At 70.3% G+C, this 19,177-nt stretch carries 16 protein-coding genes; 9 read left to right on the top strand and 7 right to left on the bottom strand.

The features are described 5' to 3' along the window. The first annotated feature begins 29 nt into the window (after window positions 1-29). Window positions 30-749 carry a TerC family protein gene (locus tag K344_RS0114400; protein WP_028081253.1) on the top strand — a complete coding sequence of 240 codons (720 nt, stop codon included), beginning with the start codon at window positions 30-32 and terminating at the stop codon, window positions 747-749. A 101-nt stretch (window positions 750-850) separates the two neighbouring features. Then, entirely contained in the window at window positions 851-2,791 is a 1,941-nt protein-coding gene (locus K344_RS0114395; RefSeq protein ID WP_028081252.1) for a M61 family metallopeptidase, read from the top strand. A 21-nt stretch (window positions 2,792-2,812) separates the two neighbouring features. Here the strand turns inward: K344_RS0114395 and K344_RS21880 are convergent, their stop codons facing one another. Next, a complete protein-coding gene (locus K344_RS21880) occupies window positions 2,813-4,966 on the bottom strand; it encodes a YjbH domain-containing protein (RefSeq protein WP_051362250.1) in 2,154 nt (717 codons plus the stop codon). A 344-nt stretch (window positions 4,967-5,310) separates the two neighbouring features. Between K344_RS21880 and K344_RS21875 the strand changes: the two genes are divergently transcribed. Beyond that, entirely contained in the window at window positions 5,311-5,538 is a 228-nt protein-coding gene (locus K344_RS21875; RefSeq protein ID WP_043114507.1) for a hypothetical protein, read from the top strand. 81 nt (window positions 5,539-5,619) lie between these two features. Here the strand turns inward: K344_RS21875 and K344_RS0114380 are convergent, their stop codons facing one another. After that, window positions 5,620-6,282, bottom strand: a complete 663-nt coding sequence (locus K344_RS0114380; RefSeq protein ID WP_028081251.1) for a YjbF family lipoprotein — start codon at window positions 6,280-6,282, stop codon at window positions 5,620-5,622. A gap of 50 nt (window positions 6,283-6,332) precedes the next feature. Here K344_RS0114380 and uvrD point away from each other — a divergent pair, with 50 nt between their 5' ends. After that, window positions 6,333-8,651: a DNA helicase II gene (gene uvrD, locus K344_RS0114375; protein ID WP_028081250.1), complete on the top strand. Its 2,319-nt coding sequence runs from the start codon at window positions 6,333-6,335 to the stop codon at window positions 8,649-8,651. A gap of 14 nt (window positions 8,652-8,665) precedes the next feature. Then, window positions 8,666-8,842, top strand: coding sequence for a hypothetical protein (locus tag K344_RS24130; RefSeq protein ID WP_157622947.1), 177 nt, complete (start codon window positions 8,666-8,668; stop codon window positions 8,840-8,842). Between the two features lie 9 nt (window positions 8,843-8,851). Here K344_RS24130 and K344_RS0114365 read toward each other — a convergent pair whose 3' ends face one another. From K344_RS0114365 to K344_RS23140, 5 genes are read right to left on the bottom strand one after another with little or no spacing between them, the layout of a single operon-like run. After that, window positions 8,852-10,159, bottom strand: coding sequence for a spinster family MFS transporter (locus tag K344_RS0114365; protein WP_028081249.1), 1,308 nt, complete (start codon window positions 10,157-10,159; stop codon window positions 8,852-8,854). After that, on the bottom strand, window positions 10,156-11,409 hold the full coding sequence (locus tag K344_RS0114360; RefSeq protein ID WP_028081248.1) for a CaiB/BaiF CoA transferase family protein: 1,254 nt from the start codon (window positions 11,407-11,409) through the stop codon (window positions 10,156-10,158). The genes K344_RS0114365 and K344_RS0114360 overlap by 4 nt, the downstream gene beginning before the upstream one ends. Beyond that, window positions 11,406-12,965: an acyl-CoA carboxylase subunit beta gene (locus K344_RS0114355; RefSeq protein ID WP_028081247.1), complete on the bottom strand. Its 1,560-nt coding sequence runs from the start codon at window positions 12,963-12,965 to the stop codon at window positions 11,406-11,408. The genes K344_RS0114360 and K344_RS0114355 overlap by 4 nt, the downstream gene beginning before the upstream one ends. Before the next feature lie 23 nt (window positions 12,966-12,988). Beyond that, entirely contained in the window at window positions 12,989-13,204 is a 216-nt protein-coding gene (locus K344_RS0114350) for an acyl-CoA carboxylase biotin carboxyl carrier protein subunit (protein ID WP_028081246.1), read from the bottom strand. Next, the gene (locus tag K344_RS23140; protein ID WP_051362249.1) at window positions 13,201-13,938 is read right to left on the bottom strand and encodes a GntR family transcriptional regulator; all 738 of its coding nucleotides are present in this window, start codon (window positions 13,936-13,938) and stop codon (window positions 13,201-13,203) included. Before K344_RS23140 ends, K344_RS0114350 begins: the two co-directional genes overlap by 4 nt. Before the next feature lie 356 nt (window positions 13,939-14,294). Between K344_RS23140 and K344_RS0114340 the strand changes: the two genes are divergently transcribed. Genes K344_RS0114340 through K344_RS21860 form a run of 4 tightly spaced genes read left to right on the top strand, consistent with a single transcriptional unit; the run spans window position 14,295 to window position 19,098 of the window. Further along, window positions 14,295-16,550 carry a TonB-dependent receptor gene (locus tag K344_RS0114340; protein ID WP_084197458.1) on the top strand — a complete coding sequence of 752 codons (2,256 nt, stop codon included), beginning with the start codon at window positions 14,295-14,297 and terminating at the stop codon, window positions 16,548-16,550. Between the two features lie 3 nt (window positions 16,551-16,553). Continuing rightward, complete coding sequence (locus K344_RS21865; RefSeq protein ID WP_051362248.1) at window positions 16,554-17,117, top strand: DUF1214 domain-containing protein; 564 nt, start codon at window positions 16,554-16,556, stop codon at window positions 17,115-17,117. Then, a complete protein-coding gene (locus tag K344_RS0114330) occupies window positions 17,114-17,626 on the top strand; it encodes a DUF1254 domain-containing protein (RefSeq protein WP_028081244.1) in 513 nt (170 codons plus the stop codon). The genes K344_RS21865 and K344_RS0114330 overlap by 4 nt, the downstream gene beginning before the upstream one ends. Next, window positions 17,605-19,098, top strand: a complete 1,494-nt coding sequence (locus K344_RS21860; protein WP_051362247.1) for a carboxylesterase/lipase family protein — start codon at window positions 17,605-17,607, stop codon at window positions 19,096-19,098. The genes K344_RS0114330 and K344_RS21860 overlap by 22 nt, the downstream gene beginning before the upstream one ends. The last annotated feature ends 79 nt before the right edge of the window (window positions 19,099-19,177 follow it).

The raw sequence follows: 19,177 nt of genomic DNA, 5'->3' as shown, positions 1-19,177 counted from the left end.
CCCAGCTCTTCATTCTTTGACATCTCTCCATGCACGCCCTGCTTGAACCCGAACTCTGGATCGCGCTCTTCACGCTCGCCGCGCTGGAGATCGTGCTCGGCATCGACAACATCATTTTCCTGTCGATCATGGCGAACAAGCTGCCGGAGCATCAGCGCGCGCGGGCGCGGGTGATCGGCCTGGCGGGCGCCTGCGGCACGCGCATCCTGCTGCTGCTGTCGCTGGCCTGGCTGGCCAAGCTGACGGCACCGCTGTTCCACCTCGGCGACTGGGGCGTGTCGGGCCGCGACATCATCCTGATCGGCGGCGGCCTGTTCCTGCTCGGCAAGAGCGCGCTGGAAATCCACGAATCGGTGGAAGGCGGCGAACACGACGCCGAGCACGTGGTCGGCAAGGCGGCGACCGGCTTCGCGGCGGTGATCGTGCAGATCATGATCCTCGACATCGTGTTCTCGCTCGACTCCGTCATCACCGCCGTCGGCATGACCGACCACGTGCCGGTGATGATCGCGGCGATCGTCGTCGCCATCGGCGTCATGATGTTCTTCGCCGGCCCGGTGTCGGCCTTCGTCGAGCGCCACCCGACGATCAAGGTGCTGGCGCTGTCGTTCCTGGTGCTGATCGGCATGGCGCTGGTCGGCGAAGGCATGGGCTTCCACGTGCCGAAGGGCTACATCTACTTCGCGATGGGCTTCTCGACGCTGGTCGAGATGATCAACCTGCGCACGCGCCGGAAGCAGAAGCACTGAGCGCGCCGACGCCGGAAATCACCCAGTCGGCCGCCGGACCGTAGACAGCGCTCCGGCGGCTTGCGTAGCGTTGGCGCTTTCTCCCCCGACGTCCGACGCCCGTGAACCGAACGCTGATCGCCGCCGCCCTGCTGGCGCTGGCCGCCGCACCCCATGCCCAGGAGTCCCTGCCGCAGCCGGCACCGTCGCCGCCGGCGATCGTCGAGCCGCAGGATGTCGACTATCCGGGCACGCTGACGCTCGCCGTCGACGCGACCGATCTCGAGCGCCACGTGTTCCGCGTGCGCGAAACGATTCCGCTCGCGCCTGCGCCGGACGGCGGGCGGCGCGTCACGCTGCTCTACCCGCAATGGCTGCCCGGCAACCATGGTCCGACCGGCCGCATCGACAGCCTCGCCGGCCTGACCGTCAGCGCCCGCGGCCAGCGGCTCGAATGGACGCGCGACGTCGTCAATGTCTATGCCTTTCACGTCGACGTGCCGGCCGGCGTCGACGCGCTCGATCTCGACTTCCAGTTCGTGTCGCCGACCGATCCGGCGCAGGGCCGTGTCGTCATGACGCCGGCGATGCTGAACCTGCAGTGGAACGCCGTGGCGCTGTATCCGGCGGGCTATTACGCGCGCCGCATTCCGGTCGCGGCGAGCGTGCGCCTGCCGGACGGCTGGGACTACGGCACGGCGCTCGACACCGCGACGCGCGACGGCGCCACGGCGACGTTCAGGACCGTGTCCTTCGAGACGCTGGTCGATTCGCCGATGTTCGCCGGGCGCTGGTTCCGGCAGATCGACCTCGATCCGGGCGCGAAGCGGCCGATCCGCCTCAATCTCGTCGCCGATCGCGCCGACCTGCTCGACGCGAGCGCGGCGCAGATCGGCGCGCATCGCAGGCTCGTGCAGCAGGCCGACCGGCTGTTCGCCTCGCGGCACTACGATCACTACGATTTTCTCGTCGCGCTCAGCGACGAGCTCGGCGGCATCGGCCTCGAGCATCATCGCTCGAGCGAGAACCGCGTCGCGCCGAAATACTTTCTCGACTGGGACAAAAGCTCGGCCGGCCGCGATCTGCTCGCGCACGAGTACACGCATTCCTGGAACGGCAAGTTCCGCCGCCCCGCCGATCTGTGGACGCCGAACTTCAACGTGCCGATGCGCGATTCGCTGCTCTGGGTCTACGAGGGCCAGACGCAGTACTGGGGCTACGTGCTGGCGGCGCGCGCCGGCCTGCTGAGCCGCGAACAGACGCTCGACGCGCTGGCCCTGACCGCCGCCGTCTACGAGCAGCGCGCCGGACGGCAATGGCGCGCGCTGCAGGACACCACCCATGATCCGATCATCGCCCAGCGGCGGCCGGTTCCCTGGCGCAGCTGGCAGCGCAGCGAGGACTACTACTCGGAGGGCCAGCTGGTCTGGCTCGACGTCGACACGCTGATCCGCGAGAAAAGCGGCGGCGGCAAATCGCTCGACGATTTCGCGAAGGCCTTCTTCGGCGTCGACGACGGCCGCATGGCGCCGCTGGCCTACGGCTTCGACGACGTGGTCGCCGCGCTGAACGCCGTGCAGCCCTACGACTGGGCGGCCTTCCTGCGCCAGCGCCTCGACGCGCACGCCGCCGGCGCGCCGCTCGACGGCCTGAAGCGCGGCGGTTACGAGCTGATCTACACCGACCAGCCGAGCGAATACTTCAGGCACGCCGAGAAGCTGCGCAAGAGCGTCGACCTCAGCTTCTCGCTCGGCCTCGTCGCCGTCGCCAAGGACGGCAAGATCAGCGAAGTCATCTGGGACGGCCCGGCGTTCAAGGCCGGCCTGACGGTCGGCGCGCAGATCGTCGCCGTCAACGGCGACGCCTACGAGGCCGACGGACTGAAGGATGCCGTCGCCGCGACCGCGAAAGCCGGCGCCGCGCCGCTCGAGCTGCTGGTGCGCGACGGCGATCACTACCGGACGGCGACGCTCGACTATCGCGGCGGCCCGCGCTACCCGGGCCTGCAGCGCCTCAAGGGCACGCCGGCGCGGCTCGACGCGATCCTCGCGCCGCGCTCGTAGCGGCGGCGCGAGGGCGGCGATTCAGTAGATCGGCAGGGCGCTGCCGGCGTTGAACTCCGGCACGGTGGTCGTCGCGTTGTACAGCGGCATGCCGTCGCGCACCTTCTGGCCGCCGTCGCGCGTCAGCGGCCGGAAGCTCAGGGTCATGTTGCTGCGCGAGGACCGCGCCGAGAAGAAGTCGAAGGGAATGACCAGGTAGATGCCCTTGTCGAACTGGCCTTCGCCGAAGTCCTCGGCCGAGACATTGGTCTTGGTCACGAAGAAGCCGACCGCGGCGCCGCTGCGGAAGTACTTCGCCACGTCGAGCGTCGCGCCCCAGTCGCCGGCCAGATAGCGGCCGTAGCTGAGCTTCACCAGCAGATCGGCGGGCCGGTATTCGTAGTAGCCGGTCAGATGGCCGGTGCTGATGTCGTAGTCGCGGAACGCGAACAGCTGGTCGTAGTCGCGCTGCCAGACGTGATTGACGTCGAGGCTCAGCGCCCAGGGCTGCTGGAAGCGGCGATAGAGCAGCTCGCCGGCGACGCCGCCATACATTTCCTCGAAGAGGCCGCCCGACAAGCGACCGTACAAGGACGTGCCGAGCGGGAAGAAGGTATTGGTCTCGAGACGGACGATGTTGTCCTCGCCCTGCTTGAGATACTTGGCGATGTCGCTGCGCACATGCGGCAGCACGCTGTTCGACTCGAGCTTCAGCTCGTCGAAATTGTTGTAGAGATTGGCGCCGACCTGCGCGGAGAGATTCCAGTGCGGCGTCAGGTTGAGCGTGCCGCCGAGCCGCCACCACAGCTGATAGAAATAGAACTTGTCCGGCCCGCCGATGCTCTGGCGCAGCGCCGGCCCGGTCTCCCAGCTGAAATCCGGATAGCGGTGAACGCGGTCCTCATCCCAGCGCGTGTCACCCGCCGGCGCGGTGATCGCGACGCGGTCCTGCAGTGCCTCGGGCGCGATCTGGCCGCGCAGCAGCCCGTCGGCGTCGCCGCGCGCGAGCGTCACGCGGTAGCTCTCGAAACCGTAGCGCAGCTCGCTCAGGGTGAAGTCGGTGACGTCGGCCGGCGCGGTGTCGGCGAGCGTGCGCGCCACGCGACCGAGCGTCTCGGCGGTCTTGCGATAGCGGGTCTGGGTGTACCAGACCGTCAGCCGGCCGTCGTCGATGCGCAGCGCCTGCAAGGTGATGCCCTGCGCCGACAGCGCCTTGCGCAGCGCCGGCTCGAGGCCGGCGACCGGCGATGGCCTGGCGCTCGAGATCGGCGGGGTCGGCGCGGACTCGCGCACCGGCCCGGCCGGCGCGACCGGCGTCGCGCTGGCATCCGGCAGGGTCGGCGCCGCGGCGGACGGCGTCGGCCGCGGCGGATCGAGGAATTTCGGCGCACCGCGCCATTCGTTGAAATTGGTGCGCAGGCTGATGCGTGCCGCGACCGTGTTGCCGCGCTCGTAGGCGAGCGTCGTATCGATGTAGCGGTTCGGACGCCAGGACAGCCCGACGTTCACCGGCGAGGCGACGTCCTGGTTGTTGTCCATGAATTCGTGCTTGTAGTCATTGCCGTCGACTTCCACGGTCAGCGACAGCGACGGCAGCGGCGTCTGCCAGCGCACGCCGCCGAACAGGCCGATCTCCTTGCCGCGGAACAGGCGGTTGCCGCCGGTCGAACCGGACTCTGAACGCTCGGGACGATCCTCGAAGTGATCCGAAATCGCCGCAAATGGATTGCGGATGCCGCCACGCGCGCCGAGACGACCCCAGCCGAGACCCAGGCTGAAATCGAAGTCGTAGCAGCGGTAATTCGCGACGAGATATTCGCTGGAAAAGATGCCGGTGCCGCCAAGGTCGCGGACGCCGAGCGCGACCGCGGGCAGGTATTGGCTCTCGTCGAGCAGCAGCAGCTTCACGTCGAAGGAGCGGTCCTTGTAGCTCTGGTGGCCGCTGAAATCCTCCGGTCCGTACAGGCGATTGGTGATTTCCGAATAGCGGAACGTCGTCTCGATGCGGCGGAACGGCTGGGCGGTAAACTGCAGCTGGTTGTAGGGATGGAGCGTCTGCACGCCGACCGCGAACTCGCCGGGATCCGACACGCGCGCCGTCGGCGTCTGCAGCAGGCCGACACCGCCGTAGTCGTTGAAAGCGTCGAAGGCCGCCGCCTGCGCGCCGCCGCTGGCCAGCAGGAGCAGGACGGCCATGCCGGGCGCCGGGCGAAGAGCGGCTTGGTCATGCTTCATCGTGCGGCGCAGAGGTGACAAGGCGTCGTCCTTATGTGGGCGTGCGGGCCGGGCTGCATCTTAACGACCGCCTCGCGGGCGCGACCCCGGTCCGCCGGAACCCGAGGGCTCGGGCTTCGGCCGTGAAAGCGCGCAGGCAAGCGGGCAGGAGTCCGCATGCTACCCGATGTTTTCCCGCACGTTGAGGCGTACTTCGGCGTCGGATAAAGCCGCGGCATTAGCGCCGGACTTGCCAAATACCGCCGTGCCGATATACTCGAACCCAAACCCACTCCCGCGCTCATGGATTCTCAGGGGATTTCGTCATGAACCGTATAGCCGCTTTCGTTGGTGCTGCTCTGATCGTCGCCGCACAGGCTGCCGCCGCCGCCGAAGAGGGCACGCCGGCCGGTGCCGGTGCCGGTGCCAATGCGGGCGCCGCCGTGCTGCGCTCGGTCCTCGTCACGCTGCTGACGACCGGCACCATCACCGCCCTGGTCGCCGCCGACGACGACAACACGCCGACCACCGCGACGACGTCGACCACGCCGTAACGGGTCCGCTGGCTTCAAGCAAAAAAGGCCGCCTTCGGGCGGCCTTTTCGTTGCTGCGCGGCGGCAGGCGCGCCGAACGGTTCAGGCCGCGGTGGCCGCCGGCCGGATGTAGCGCTCCCATTGCAGCGGCGGCAGATCGGGATGGAAACCGCGCTCGCCCTTGATCACCAGGCCGTCGCGCTCGCGGAACCAGTAGCGGTTCTCGGTCTTCCAGCGCTGGTGCGGCAGCCGGAGTTGCTCGGTGACCGGAATCACCACCTGCTCCGCGCCGAGAATGGTGATGCGCTGCGGCGCGCCGACCTTGAACGTCGCCTCGAACGGCAGGCCCGCCTGGTCCGGGGCGGAGACGTCGATCCGGCCCTTCAGGCTGCGGCCGTCGAGCTGCCTGATCAGCTCGATCGTCAGCACCGGCACGTCGTCGTAGGCGTAGCGGCGCAGGTCGCGCAGCATGCCGCTGGTCTGCGTGACCAGGCCGTTGTCGGTCACCACCAGCATGCGGTCGTCGGCGCGCCAGGTGGCGCGATACGGCGGCTCCAGCGTTTCCATCACGACAATCTTCTGCACGCCGTTGCCGGTCCAGAAGCCCATCGTCGAATACGGAATCGCGGCGATGCGCTCCGGCGTCACCGTGTAGCGGTCGCTGTCGCTGCCGAGCGCGCGGAAGGCGAGACCGAATCCGGAATCCTCGGCGCAGGCGGCGGTGAACAGCGTGGCGATGGAGGCGAGAAAGGCTCGGCGATGCACGTGCGAAAGTCCCGTTACGGCGCGATGGGCCGCGGCCGGTACAATGCAGCATGCTTGAGCTGTCGTCCAATCTCTCTCCCCTCGTCGCCTCCCTGAATCCCGCGCAGCGCGAAGCGGTCACCGCGCCGCCGGAACACCGCCTCGTGCTGGCCGGCGCGGGCTCGGGCAAGACGCGGGTGCTGACGCACCGCGTCGCCTGGCTGATCGCCGCCGAGGGCGTGTCGCCGATGTCGATCCTCGCGGTGACGTTCACCAACAAGGCGGCGGCCGAGATGCGCGCGCGCATCGAGCAGCTGGTCGACGTGCCGATCCGCGCGATGTGGGTCGGCACCTTCCATGGCGTCGCGCATCGCATGCTGCGCATGCACTGGAAGGAGGCCGGGCTGCCGCAGAACTTCCAGATCCTCGATGCCGACGACCAGGTGCGACTCGTCAAGCGCATCATCAAGAACCTGGAACTGCCCGACGACCAGTGGCCGGCGAAGACCGTTGCCGGCTGGATCAGCGCGCAGAAGGAGGAAGCGCGGCGGCCGCAGCACTTCGCCGACGAGGGCGACTACACGCAGCGCCAGTTCGTGCGCATCTACAGTGCCTACCAGGCGCAGTGCGACCGCCAGGGTGTCGTCGACTTCGCCGAGCTGCTGCTGCGCGCCTACGAGCTGACGCGCGATCACGCCGACATCCAGGCGCATTACCGCCGCCGTTTCCGCCACATCCTCGTCGACGAGTTCCAGGACACCAACAAGCTGCAGTACGACTGGCTGCGCGTCATCGCCGGCCGCGACGGCGTGCTGTTCGCGGTCGGCGACGACGACCAGAGCATCTATTCCTGGCGCGGCGCGCGCGTCGACAACATGCTCAGGCTCGCGCAGGACTTCCGCGGTCTGGAAGTCGTGCGCCTGGAACAGAATTACCGCTCGACCGGCAACATCCTCGCCGCCGCCAACGGCTTGATCGCCAAGAACGCCGGCCGCCTGGGCAAGGAACTGTGGACCGACGGCAGCGACGGCGAGCCGATCCAGCTCTACGCCGCCTTCAACGAGTACGACGAGGCCGATTTCGTCGTCGCCCGCATCAAGGAACATCTCGACGGGCGCTGTGCGCTGTCCGAGATCGCCGTGCTGTACCGCATGGGCGCGCAGTCGCGCGTGCTCGAGGAAGCGCTGATCCGTGCGCGCCTGCCGTACCGCATCTACGGCGGCCTGCGCTTCTTCGAGCGCCAGGAAATCAAGGACGCGCTCGCCTATCTGCGCCTGCTGCACAACCGCCACGACGACACGAGCTTCGAGCGCGCCGTCAACACGCCGCCGCGCGGCATCGGCGCGACCAGCGTCGAGAAGCTGCGCCAGCTCGCGCGCGACAAGGACGTCTCGCTGTGGACGGCGGCGACGCAGGGCGCCGGCCCGCTCGGTCGCTCGGCGGCGGCGCTGCAGCAGTTCACCGGCCTGATCGAATCGCTGGCCAGCGAGACCAAGGCCGTCGCGCTGTCGCGCGCGACCGAGCGCGTCATCGAGCGCAGCGGACTGCGCGAGCACTATCGCAAGGAAAAGGGCGAGCAGGCCGAAGCGCGTCTCGAAAACCTCGATGAGCTGATCAGCGCGACGCGCAGCTTCGAACCCCGCGTCACGAACGAGCCGCCCGACGAGAACGAGTCGCCGCGTGCCGATCCGCTGACGGAATTTCTCACGCATGCCGCGCTCGAAGCCGGCGAAGCGCAGGCCGGCCCCGGCGAGGACTGCGTGCAGCTGATGACCCTGCACGCCGCCAAGGGCCTCGAGTTTCCGGTGGTGTTCATGGTCGGCATGGAGAACGGCCTGTTCCCGCATGCGCGCTCGGCCGGCGAAGGCAATCTCGAGGAGGAACGCCGGCTCTGCTACGTCGGCATCACGCGCGCGCGCAAGCAGCTGTACATGAGCTACGCCGAGATGCGGCGCATGCACGGCGTCGAGCAGAACAACGCGCCGTCGATGTTCCTGCGCGAGATTCCGCCCGAGGTCATCGTCGAGACGCGGCCGCGCGCCAGCCTCACACGTCCCGCGTTCGCGCCGCGCAGCGCCTACGGCCGCGAGCACAGCGCCGGCTTCTCCGGCGGCGGCTGGGATCGCGGCGACGTGAACGAGCGACGCGGCGCCTACGGCGCGCGCCACGAGCCGCCGTTAACGCGGCAGCCGGTTTCACCGAGCATGATGGGCAAGAGCGAAGGCCCGGCCGGCCTGCGTCTCGGCCAGTCGGTGCGGCACGAGAAATTCGGCGAGGGCACGGTGCTGGCCTTCGACGGCGACGGCGAGCGCACGCGCATCGAAGTGCGCTTCAAGAATGCCGGCACGAAGTGGCTGATGCTCAGCTTCGCCAGGCTCGAGGCACTCTGATCGCTGGAGGCGGCATGAATGGCACGATCATCGGCGTCATCATTCTCGTCATCGCGCTGATCGTCGGTCCGTTCGCGACCCTGCGCGCGGTGTCCTACTACCGCGGCCGGCGCAGCGGCCGGCCGGCGACGCCCAGCGCGGCGCGGCCCGACGCCGAGGACGATCCCGACAAGCCGAGCGGCTTCTGGTAGAGGCGCCGCTCAGGCGGCGAGGGCACGCTGCCGCGCCAGGCTGGCGCGAAACGGCGTGCGCCCGAGCCGCAGCAGGATCGCCGCCAGGGTCGGCGCCAGCGTGCAGACCAGCAGCAACGAATGGCCGACCGCCAGCTTGTCGCCATAGACGTAATCGGTGACCAGGGCGACGGCCGTCGGTCCGAAACCGAGACCGAGCAGGTTCAGCACGAACAGGTAGATCGCCGAAACCTGCGCGCGCACGGCCGGCGCAACGACCTCCTGCAGTCCCGCCGGCGCCACGCCGAACGGCATGCTGAAGAAGAAGATCGCCGGCACCATCGTCAGCACCAGGGCCCGATCACCGGCGAGCAGGAACAGCGCAGTGCTCGGGATCGCGGCGAGCGCCGCGAACAGGCCGACGCGCAGCGTCGCGTCCTCGACGCCGCGCCGCAGCAGACGATCGGCGAGCGCGCCGCCGGCGAGCACGCCGAGCGTGCCGAACAGCGCGACGGCGCCGCCGTACCAGATGCCGACCTCGACGCGCGTCCAGTGATGCAGGCGGATCAGGTAGCTGGGAATCCATGCGGCGCTGCCGTAGGTCGCGACCGCGATCATCGCGAAGCCGAGGTGATGGCAGATGAGCGTGCGCGCGTTCGCCCGCAGTTCGCTGCGCAGCAGGGCAAACGGCGTCGTGCTCCGGCGCGCACCGCGCACCGGCTCGCGAATCGCCAACAGCACCACGCTGAACACGGCGCCGACGACGCCGAGCAGCAGGAACACGAACTGCCAGGGCTTCGGCGCGCCGACCAGCGGCAAGGTCGGCAAGGGATGCGTGCTGGCGTAATGGATGATGGCGCCGCCGAGCAGATAGGCGGCGCCGGAACCGATGTAGACGCCGCTGCCGAACAGGCTGATCGCGCTGGCGCGACGCTCGCGCGGGAAATAGTCGGTGATCAGCGAGTACGCGGCCGGCGACAGCGAGGCCTCGCCGATGCCGACGCCGATGCGCGCGGCGAGCAAGGAGCCATAGCGCAGCGCGAGGCCGCAGGCCGCGGTCGCGAGACTCCAAGCGAACGCACCGAGCGCGATCAGGCCGCGCCGGCTGCCGCGATCCGCCCACCACGCCAGCGGGATGCCGCAGACCGTGTAGAAGATCGCGAAGCTGAAGCCCATCAGCAGGCTCATCCCGGTGTCGCTGACGCCGAGATCGGCGCGGATCGGATCGACCATCAGATTGAGGATCTGGCGGTCGACGTAGGACAGCACGTGCGCCGCCGTCAGCAGCAGCACGACGAACCAGGCGTAGGCGGAACGGCGCGGCGGAACGGACGTCATGAGCTTTCCTTGCGGCGGCTGCGGATCACGGCTTCGGCTTCGAGCGCGTCGAGTTCGGCGTCGGACAGACCGAGCTTCTCGGCGAGCACGGCGCGCGTGTCGGCCGACAGCTCCGGCCCGCTCCAGCGCACGGCGCCCGGCGTCGCCGACAGCTTGGGCACGATGCCGACCTGCAGCAGCTCGCCGAAATGCGGATGCGGCGCACGCAGCAGCATCTCGCGCGCCGCGTAGTGAGGATCGGCGGCGGCGTCGGCGAGCGTGTAGACGCGCGCGCAGGGCACGGCGGCCGCTTCGAGCACGGCTTCGATGTCGCCGGCGTCGCGCGTCGCGGTCCAGGCGCCGATCTCGGCGTCGAGCGCGTCGACGTTCGCCCAGCGCGAGTTGATCGTCGCGTAGCGCGAATCGGCTAGCGAATCGGCGCGGCCGATCGCCGTCATCAGGCGTTTGAAGGTCGCGTCGTTGTTGGCGGCGATCAGCACGTAGCCGCCGTCGCGCGTCGGATAGAGATTGTTCGGCGCCATGTACGGCAGGCGCGAGCCCTCGCGGTTCGGCACGTAACCAAAACGGTCGTAGGACGGAATGGCCGCCTCGAGCATCGAGAACGCCGCCTCGTACAGCGCGCAGTCGATGACCTGGCCGCGGCCGCTCTTCTGCCGTTCGAGCAGGGAGAGCGCGGCGCCGTAAGCGGCGTAGGCGGCGGAGAGATAGTCGATCACCGGGACGGCGACGCGCGGCGGCGGCTGGCCGGGCTCGCCGATCAGGTGACGCACGCCGCCGAAAGCCTCGCAGATGGCGCCGTAGCCCGGCTGCGCGCGACGCGGTCCGCTCTGGCCGTAACCGCTGATGCGTACCAACACGAGGCCGGGGTTGTCGCGCGTCAGCGCTTCGTAGTCGAGGCCCAGCCTCTCCAGCGTGCCGGGCCGGAAATTCTCGACGACGATGTCGCAGTGCGCGGCGAGCTGCAGCACCAGTTCGCGACCGCGCGCGGTCTTGAGATCGATCGTCACCGCGCGCTTGTTGCGCAGGATCGACGCCGCGTACAGCGCGATGCCATCGTCCGGAATGCCGATCTGCCGCACCGAATCGCCTTCCGGCGGCTCGATCTTGATCACCTCGGCGCCGAAATCGGCAAGCAGACGCGTGCAGGCCGGCCCGGCGATCGTGCTGCACAGCTCCAGCACGCGATAGCCGGCCAGCGGCGCGCGGCGCTCGCCGTCGTCGCCCGCGCGCGTCTTGGCCTCCGCGCTCATCGCAGCGTGCGGCGCTTCGGCGCCGGCTGCAGCTGCGTGAGACGCACGGCGTCGCGTACCCAACGGCACAGCAGCGGCCGCGTCTCGGCCGGCTCGATGATGTCGACGACGCCGAAAGCCTCGGCGGTGCGGAACGGCGAGCCGAGATGCTCGTAGTACGCCTCGAGTTCGCGGCGTTTCGCGTCCGGATCGCCGGCCGCCTCGATCTCGCGCTTGTGCGCGGCGGCGACGCCGCCCTCGATCGGGATCGAGCCCCAGCGCGCGCTCGGCCAGGCGAAGCGGTGATTGAGCGAGGTGCCGTGCGGCCCGCTCCACGGCCCGAGCATCGAGCCGCCGACGCCGTAGGCGCGGCGCAGCACGACGCTGACCCAGGGCACGCTGGCCTGCTCGATCGCCGCGCCGGCGCGCGCCGCGGCGATCAGCGTGCCGGCGCGCTCGGCTTCCGGGCCGATCATCACGCCCGGCTGGTCGACGAGATGCACGACCGGCAGATGAAAGCTGTCGCACAGATCGACGAAGCGCTCCAGCTTCTGCGCCGCCGCGCGCGTCAGCGCGCCGCCGCTCTGCGCCGGATCGTTGATCATGAAGCCGACCGCGTGGCCGTCGAGCCGTGCCAGATACGTGCGCAGCGAGGCGCCGAAGTCCGGCGCGAGCTCGAACAACGAGCCGCGGTCGCAGATCGCCTCGGCGATCGGCCGCGCCGCGTAGACGCGGCGGCGGTTGGCGGGAATCGCCGTATCGAGCGCCGGCTCGCGGCGCCCGGGATCGTCGTCGTTCGCCGCGCGCGGCGGCGCTTCCCAGGCATGGCCCGGCAGATAGGACAGAACGCGCCGCAGCTGCGCGAGCGCGGCGCGCTCGTCATCGGCCGCGTTGAGAATCGCGCCGCTGACGCGCGTGCACAGATCGGCGCCGCCGAGCGCTTCCTTGTCGACGTCGAGGCCCAGGCCCTGCTTCACCACCGGCGGACCGGCCGCGAAGACCTGCGCCTGGCCGCGCACCATCACCGAGAAATGCGCGGCGATCGCGCGCACCGCGCCGAGCCCGGCGCAGGAACCGAAGGCGGCGCTGAGCACCGGCACCGCGCCCATCAGCGCCGTGCTCGGCCACAGCGGATAGCCGGGCAGCTTGGTGCGCCCGCTCCGGGCGAGCAGTTTGACGCTGCCGCCGGCCGAGTCGACGAGCCGCACCAGCGGCATGCGAAATTCCAGCGCCATGCGCTCGGCATAAATCCACTTCTCGGCGACCGCCGCTTCGGAGGAACCGCCACGGATCGTGAAATCGTCGGCGACCACCATCAGCGGCCGGCCGTCGACTTCGCCGCGGCCCATGACGCTGTTCGAGGGCGTGAAGTCGAGATAGCGGCCCTGCGCGTCGTAGCGCCCGGCGCCGGCGAGCTTGCCGAGTTCCTGGAAGGAGCCGGGATCGACGAAGGCGGCGATGCGCTCGCGCGCCGTCAGGCGGCCCTGCGCATGCCAGGCGGCGACCGCCTCTGCGCCGCCCATGCGCTCGGCCGCCTCACGGCGGCGGTGCAGTTCGCGCAGCGCCTCGTCATCCATGCGTCGCTTCTCCAGCGCAGGGCTCAGCCGAGCTCGGCGAGCGGCTGACCTTCTTCGACGGCGTCGCCCTCGCGCACCAGCCAGGCCTTGATGCGGCCCGCGCGCGGCAGGGTGGCGGGAATCTCCATCTTCATCGATTCGACGTACAGCGCCACGGTTCCGGCCGCGAGCGGCTCGTCGAGACGCGCGGCGAATTGCCAGACGGTGCCGGTCGCCGGCGAGCGCAACAGCGTGCTCATCGCGCGGGCCCGGCGGCGTGCGCCTGCGCACGCTGCAGCACCAGCGTCCGCGTGTGCTCGACGACGCGGCGCGCCGCCTTCTCGGCGGCGATCTCCGAACGGGCGCGCAGCGCCGTCACCAGCTTGCGATGCCGCGCCAGCGACTGCTGCCGCCAGCGCGACGGCGCCGGCTGCAGGAAACGGTGCAGCCAGTACGCGACGCGGCCGACGCGGCGCTGCATCGCCGCCGCCTGGCGACTGCCGCAAGCCTCGGCGAGCAGGGTGCCGGCGCGATAGGCGGCGTCGACCAGCTCGACGTTCTTGCGGCCGCCGCGGATCAGCGCCTCGAGCGCGTCGATCGCCTCGGCGTACTGCCGCAGCTGCTCGTCCGAGGCGTGGCGCACCGCGAAGCGCGCGACCGCGCCGTGCGCGACGCCGAGCAGATCGAACAGATCGGCGATTTCCGCCGGCGCGGGATCGATGACGCGCGCGCCGCGCCACGGCGCCAGCTCGATGAGGCCGTCCCGTTCCAGCACGCGCAGCGCCTCGCGCACCGGCGCCCGGCTGATGCCGAGCCGCTGCGCGACGTCGGCCTCGCGTATGCGCGCGCCCGGCTGGTAGACCCCGACGAGAATGTCGCGCAGCAGGCGGCGCACGGTCTGCTGGATCAGCGGCAGCTCCGCAGCGGCATCGCCGTCGCCACCGACCAGCTCGGCGCTGGCCGCTCCGTGCGAGCTTTGATTGTCGACAATCATGTGTGCTTACCGTGCATTTTCCGGGAATCTACGCCGTGCCTCTTCGTCCGGCAAGCGCGCGCGGCCCGCCGGCCGCGCCGGCGCCACACTGTGGCGACGGGCGCGTCCGCAACCGTTCCGTTTCCCGTATATCCAAATAATTCATAGGTATTTCTCGCATAACGAGCGTCCGCGTAAAAGACGGGCAGGCTGCGCAGGCCGCCGCCGCGGTCGGCGGGCGGCTACGGCAGGATCGGAAATCGGCGCTTGCATCGCCGGAATTGTCGACTACACTCCGTGCAGAAATCGACGCTTTCTGCACGGCGAATGACGTTCGACTCCAGGCCGCGAGACCTGGCGCGCAAGGGGAGAAGACGATGCGCAAGATGCTCGGAGTGGCAGGCTTCGGAACGGCGTGGCGCGGCCTTGCAGCGCTGCTGCTGGCGGGCGCCGCCACGGCCCAGGAGCCGGCGCCGGCGGCGCCGGCCGATGACGAGACCGCCACGGTCGTGGTCACCGCGACGCGGCGCAGCCAGAGTCTCGACCAGGTGCCGATCGCGGTCAGCGAGGTCAGCGGCGAGACGCTCGAGCAATCGGTCCTGCGCGACACGCAGGCGCTGCAGATGCAGGTGCCGTCGCTGGTCGTCACCGTGTCGGGCAGCGAGAACGCCGGCTCGGTGATCCGCATCCGCGGCATCGGCACCTCGGGCGGCAACGTCGGCTTCGAAAGCTCGGTCGGCGTGTTCGTCGACGATGTCTACCTGTCGCGCTCCAGTCTCGCGCTGACCGACCTGATCGACATCGACCGCATCGAAGTGCTGCGCGGCCCGCAGGGCACGCTGTTCGGCAAGAACACCTCGGTCGGCGCGATCCGCCTGGTCAGCAACGCGCCGGGCTTCACGCCGGACGCCGCGCTGAGCGTCAGCTACGGCAACGACAACGCGCGCCTAGCGCAGGGCATGATCAACCTGCCGCTGGTCGACCATACGCTCGCCGTGCGCTTCGCCGCGCAGATCAACGAGCGCGACGGCTTCATCCACAACCAGTACGACGGCAAGGACTACAACGACCGCGACCGCTACACGCTGCGCGGCCAGCTGCTGTACCAGCCGCTCGAGGGTCTCTCGCTGCGCCTGATCGCCGACCGCATCGTCAAGGACGAGCGCTGCTGCGCGGCGCCGTACACGCAATACGGGCCGACCGCGCCGGCGATCACGGCGCTCGGCGGCACCGTGTTCGAGCCACCGTCCGAGGACACGGCCGCCTTCAATCGGCCCGTGGCCAGCAAGGCCGAGGACAGCGGCGTGTCGCTGCATCTTGACTGGGATTTCGACTGGGCACAGCTGCGCGGCCTCGTCAGCTATCGCGACAGCACCGGGCGCGATCAATCCGACGGCGACTACAGCGACATCGACCTCGTCTACATCCCGGTGCAGAACGGCGGCATCCGCACCAAGACCGCCGAACTGTCGTTGCACGGCGTCGCCGGCCGCCTCGACTGGCTGATCGGCGTCTACGGCGCCGACGAGGATCTGAACCTGAACATGGCGACGCTGCTCGGCGACGATGCCGGCGCCTACGTCCATGCAATCAGCGGCGGCGCGGTACCGGCGGTGCTGTATCCGAGCGGGCGCGGACAGACCGACGTGCGCGCCGCGCAAAGCGGCAGCAGCTGGTCGCTGTTCACGCACGACATCGTCGATCTCGGCGCCGGCTTCGATCTGACGCTCGGCCTGCGCTGGCTGCACGAGCAGAAAGCCGGCGGCGGCCACGCCACCTCGGACAGCCCGTCCTGCAATCCGGCCGTGACCTTGCCGGCCAGCGCCCGTTTCCTCTGCGGCGCCGATCCCTATCGCGCGCACTACGACGACGATCGCTTCACCGGCACCGCCTCGCTCGGCTGGAAGTTCGCCGGCGATCTGTACACATACGCGAGCTATTCCTCCGGCTTCAAGTCCGGCGGCATCAACCTCAATCCGCCGACCACCGCCAACGACGGCGACCGGACCTTCCGTCCGGAAACCGTCGACGCCTACGAGCTCGGCCTGAAGGCGCCGTTCTTCGGACGCCGCCTGCAGACGCGCACCGCGCTGTTCTGGATGGACATCGACGACTTCCAGCTGGCCGGCTACGACGGCCTCGCCTGGCAGGTGCAGAACGCGACCGTGCGCTCGCGCGGCGTCGAGTTCGAATCGACCCTGTATCCGGCGAAGGGGCTCGACCTGCGCGCCGCCGTCACCTATGCCGACGCGGAGTTCACCAAGGGCGCGAACGACGGCGCGCAGATGACCAACGCGCCGCGCTGGACCGGCCAGCTCGGCGCCGGCTACGCGCACGCGCTGCCGTTCTGGAGCGCCAGCGCCTTCGCCAACGTCGTCGCGCGCTACCAGAGCGAGGTCAACACCGGCGTCGATCTCGATCCGAACAAGCGCCAGGGCGGCTACACCCTGCTCAACGCGCGCGCCGGCCTGCAGCTGCCGGCCGCGTTCGAGGTCTCGCTGTGGGGCGCCAATCTCACCGACAAGCACTACAACTTGATCATTTTCGACAGCCCGGCGCAGAGCGGCAGCTACAACGGCTACGTCGGCCAGCCGCGCGCCTGCGGCATCGAAGTGCGCAAGCGCTTCTTCTGACCGATGCCGGGCGCCGCGCTTCGCCATGGCCTTGCGATCGTCGGCGGCATCGCGCTCGGCGTCGCCTCGGCCTGGTGGGCGATCGGCCGCCTGCCGGACGGCGAGCGTTACGGCGCCTGGCGGAGCGATCCGCTGACCGGCAGCACCGCCGCCGATGCCTACACGCGCGCGCGCAGCGCGCGCCATGGCCTGCTCGCGCTGAATCGCGAGGAGGCGCTATACCTGATCGCCGCGCAGGACGACGGCGGCGCGCCGCTGTCCGAGCGCTGCGACTACGAGATTCGCGGTGGCACGCTGCCGGCGGCGTGGTGGTCGCTCACCGTGTACGCGGCCGACGAATTCCTGCCGCGCAACGGCAGCGCCGCCTACGCCATCGACGCCGCGCACCTCCGGCGCGACGGCGACGGGCGCTGGCGCGCGCGTCTGGCGACGACGCGCGAGGCGTCCGCCAACTGGCTGGATTCGACGGCCACCGGCACGCCGAGCCTGACGCTGCGCCTCTACCGGCCCAAGGCCGCGCTGCGCGCCGACGCCTTGCCGACGATCACGCGGCGGAGCTGCCGATGAAGCCCTGGCGCGCGCCCCTGCTCGTCGCCGTCGTCGTCGCGGTCCTCGCGCACATCGCCTTCGTGCACGCCTATCCGACGCTGCTGATGCGCGCGACCCTGCGCCAGCTCGGCGGCGGCGGCGAGCGCCTGCACCGCTGGCTGGCGGCGCCGCGCGTGACGCCGGCGGCGCGGCGCATCGTGCGCCCGGCGCCGGAGTTCGCCTACTCGGCCTGCGTCTACGATCTCTCGCGCGGCGCGCTGCGCATCCGCCTGCCGGCCTCGCCGGACTACTGGTCGCTGTCGTTCTACGCCGGCAACAGCGACAACTTCCTCACCCTGCGCGATGTCGATCATCGCGACGGACTCGAACTGCTGCTCGCCGCCGGCGAGGCCGCGCCGGCCGCCGCGCTGCGGGCGCCGGACACGCGCGGCGTCGCGCTGATCCGCCGCCTGGCGACCGACGACGCCGGCTGGCAGAACGTGGAACGCTTGCGCAAGGAGGATGTATGCACGCTCGCCGCATCGTGATCGCCGCGCTCGTCGCGCTGTGGACCGGCAGCGCGCCCGCCGCGCCCGCCGCCGAAGCGCAGGTCACCGTGCGCGGCGGCGCGCTGCGCGGCAGCAGCGCCGACGGCGTGCAGGCCTTCCTCGGCATTCCCTACGCGGCGCCGCCGGTCGGCGCGCTGCGCTGGCAGGCGCCGCAGGCGCCGGCGGCGTGGAGCGGCGTGCGCGACGCGACGCGCTTCGGCAGCGCCTGCGCGCAGGGCGACGATCGCTTCTTCGGCCTCACGCCGCAGCGGCGTGGCGAGGACTGTCTCTATCTCAATGTCTGGACGCCGCCGCACGCGGCGCAGGCGCTGCCGGTGATGGTCTGGCTGCACGGCGGCGCGCATCGCATGGGCGCCGCCTCGCTCGCCGCCTACGACGGCGCGCGCCTCGCCGCGCGTGGCGTCGTCGTCGTCACCCTGAACTACCGGCTCGGCTATCTCGGCTACTTCGCGCATCCGGCGCTCGGCGCCGACGGCGGCAACTTCGGCCTGATGGACCAGATCGCGGCGCTCGCATGGGTGCGCGACAACATCGCCGCGTTCGGCGGCGATCCGGCGCAGGTCACGGTGTTCGGCGAGAGTGCCGGCGGCGCCGACATTCTCTATCTGATGACCCATCCGGCCGGCCGCGGCCTGTTTCGCGCGGCGATCGTCGAATCCGGCGGCGGCTGGGGCAAGCCGCTGCCGCGCGACAAGATGCAGGACAAGGTGGTCGCCGCGCTGGCCGGCGTCGGCGTCGCCCGGGATCTCGACGCCGCCGCGCTGCGCGCGCTGCCGGCGCAGAAGCTGATCGACGCGCAGGCCGCCGATCGCAATCTCGGCTTCGGCCCCTTCCTCGACGGCCGCACGGTGTTCGAAGCGCCGGCCAAGGTCTTCGCCGAAGGCCGCCAGCAGAAGCTGCCGCTGATCATCGGCAGCAACGACGGCGAAGGCAGCCTGCTGAGGTTCCGCCAGCCGGGCTGGCGCGACCGCCTGCTGATCCGCCTGCCCATGGTGTCCGGCTGGTACCCGGACGTCGAGGCCGATGCGCGCGCGCCGCTGCTGTTCCGCGACGCCGTGTTCGCGGCGCCGGCGCGCTGGATCGCCGCACACCACGCGCCGGCCTGGCTCTATCGCTACGCGCACCTCAGCGCCGGCCAGCGCGGCAAGGCGCCGGGCGCCGGCCACGCCGCCGAGATCGCCTACGTGTTCGACACGCTCGACAGCCTCGCTGTCTTCAAGATCGCGCTCGACGACGAGGACCGCCGCCAGGCGACGCAGCTCGCCGACTGCTGGGTGTCGTTCGCCAAGGCCGCGCGTCCCGACTGCGGCCTCGCCTGGTCGCCGTATCGCCGCAGCGCCGATCGCGCGCTGCTGATCGGCGACGACGCACGCGAAGGCGCGCTGCCCGACGGCGCGGCGCTCGACGGCGTGACGAAATACTTCGGCCCCGGCGGCTGGTTCGGCGGCTGAGCGCGGCGCGCGGCGTCGCGTTTCTCACGCGCGCCTGATCAAAACGAACTCCCTCTGCGCCGATGAATGTCGGCGCAGA

The organism is Solimonas soli DSM 21787, assembly GCF_000474945.1.
Taxonomy (GTDB): Bacteria; Pseudomonadota; Gammaproteobacteria; order Nevskiales; family Nevskiaceae; genus Solimonas; species Solimonas soli.
The sequence above is the reverse complement of the archived record's forward strand: the minus strand, read 5'-3'. Positions and strand labels throughout refer to the sequence as shown.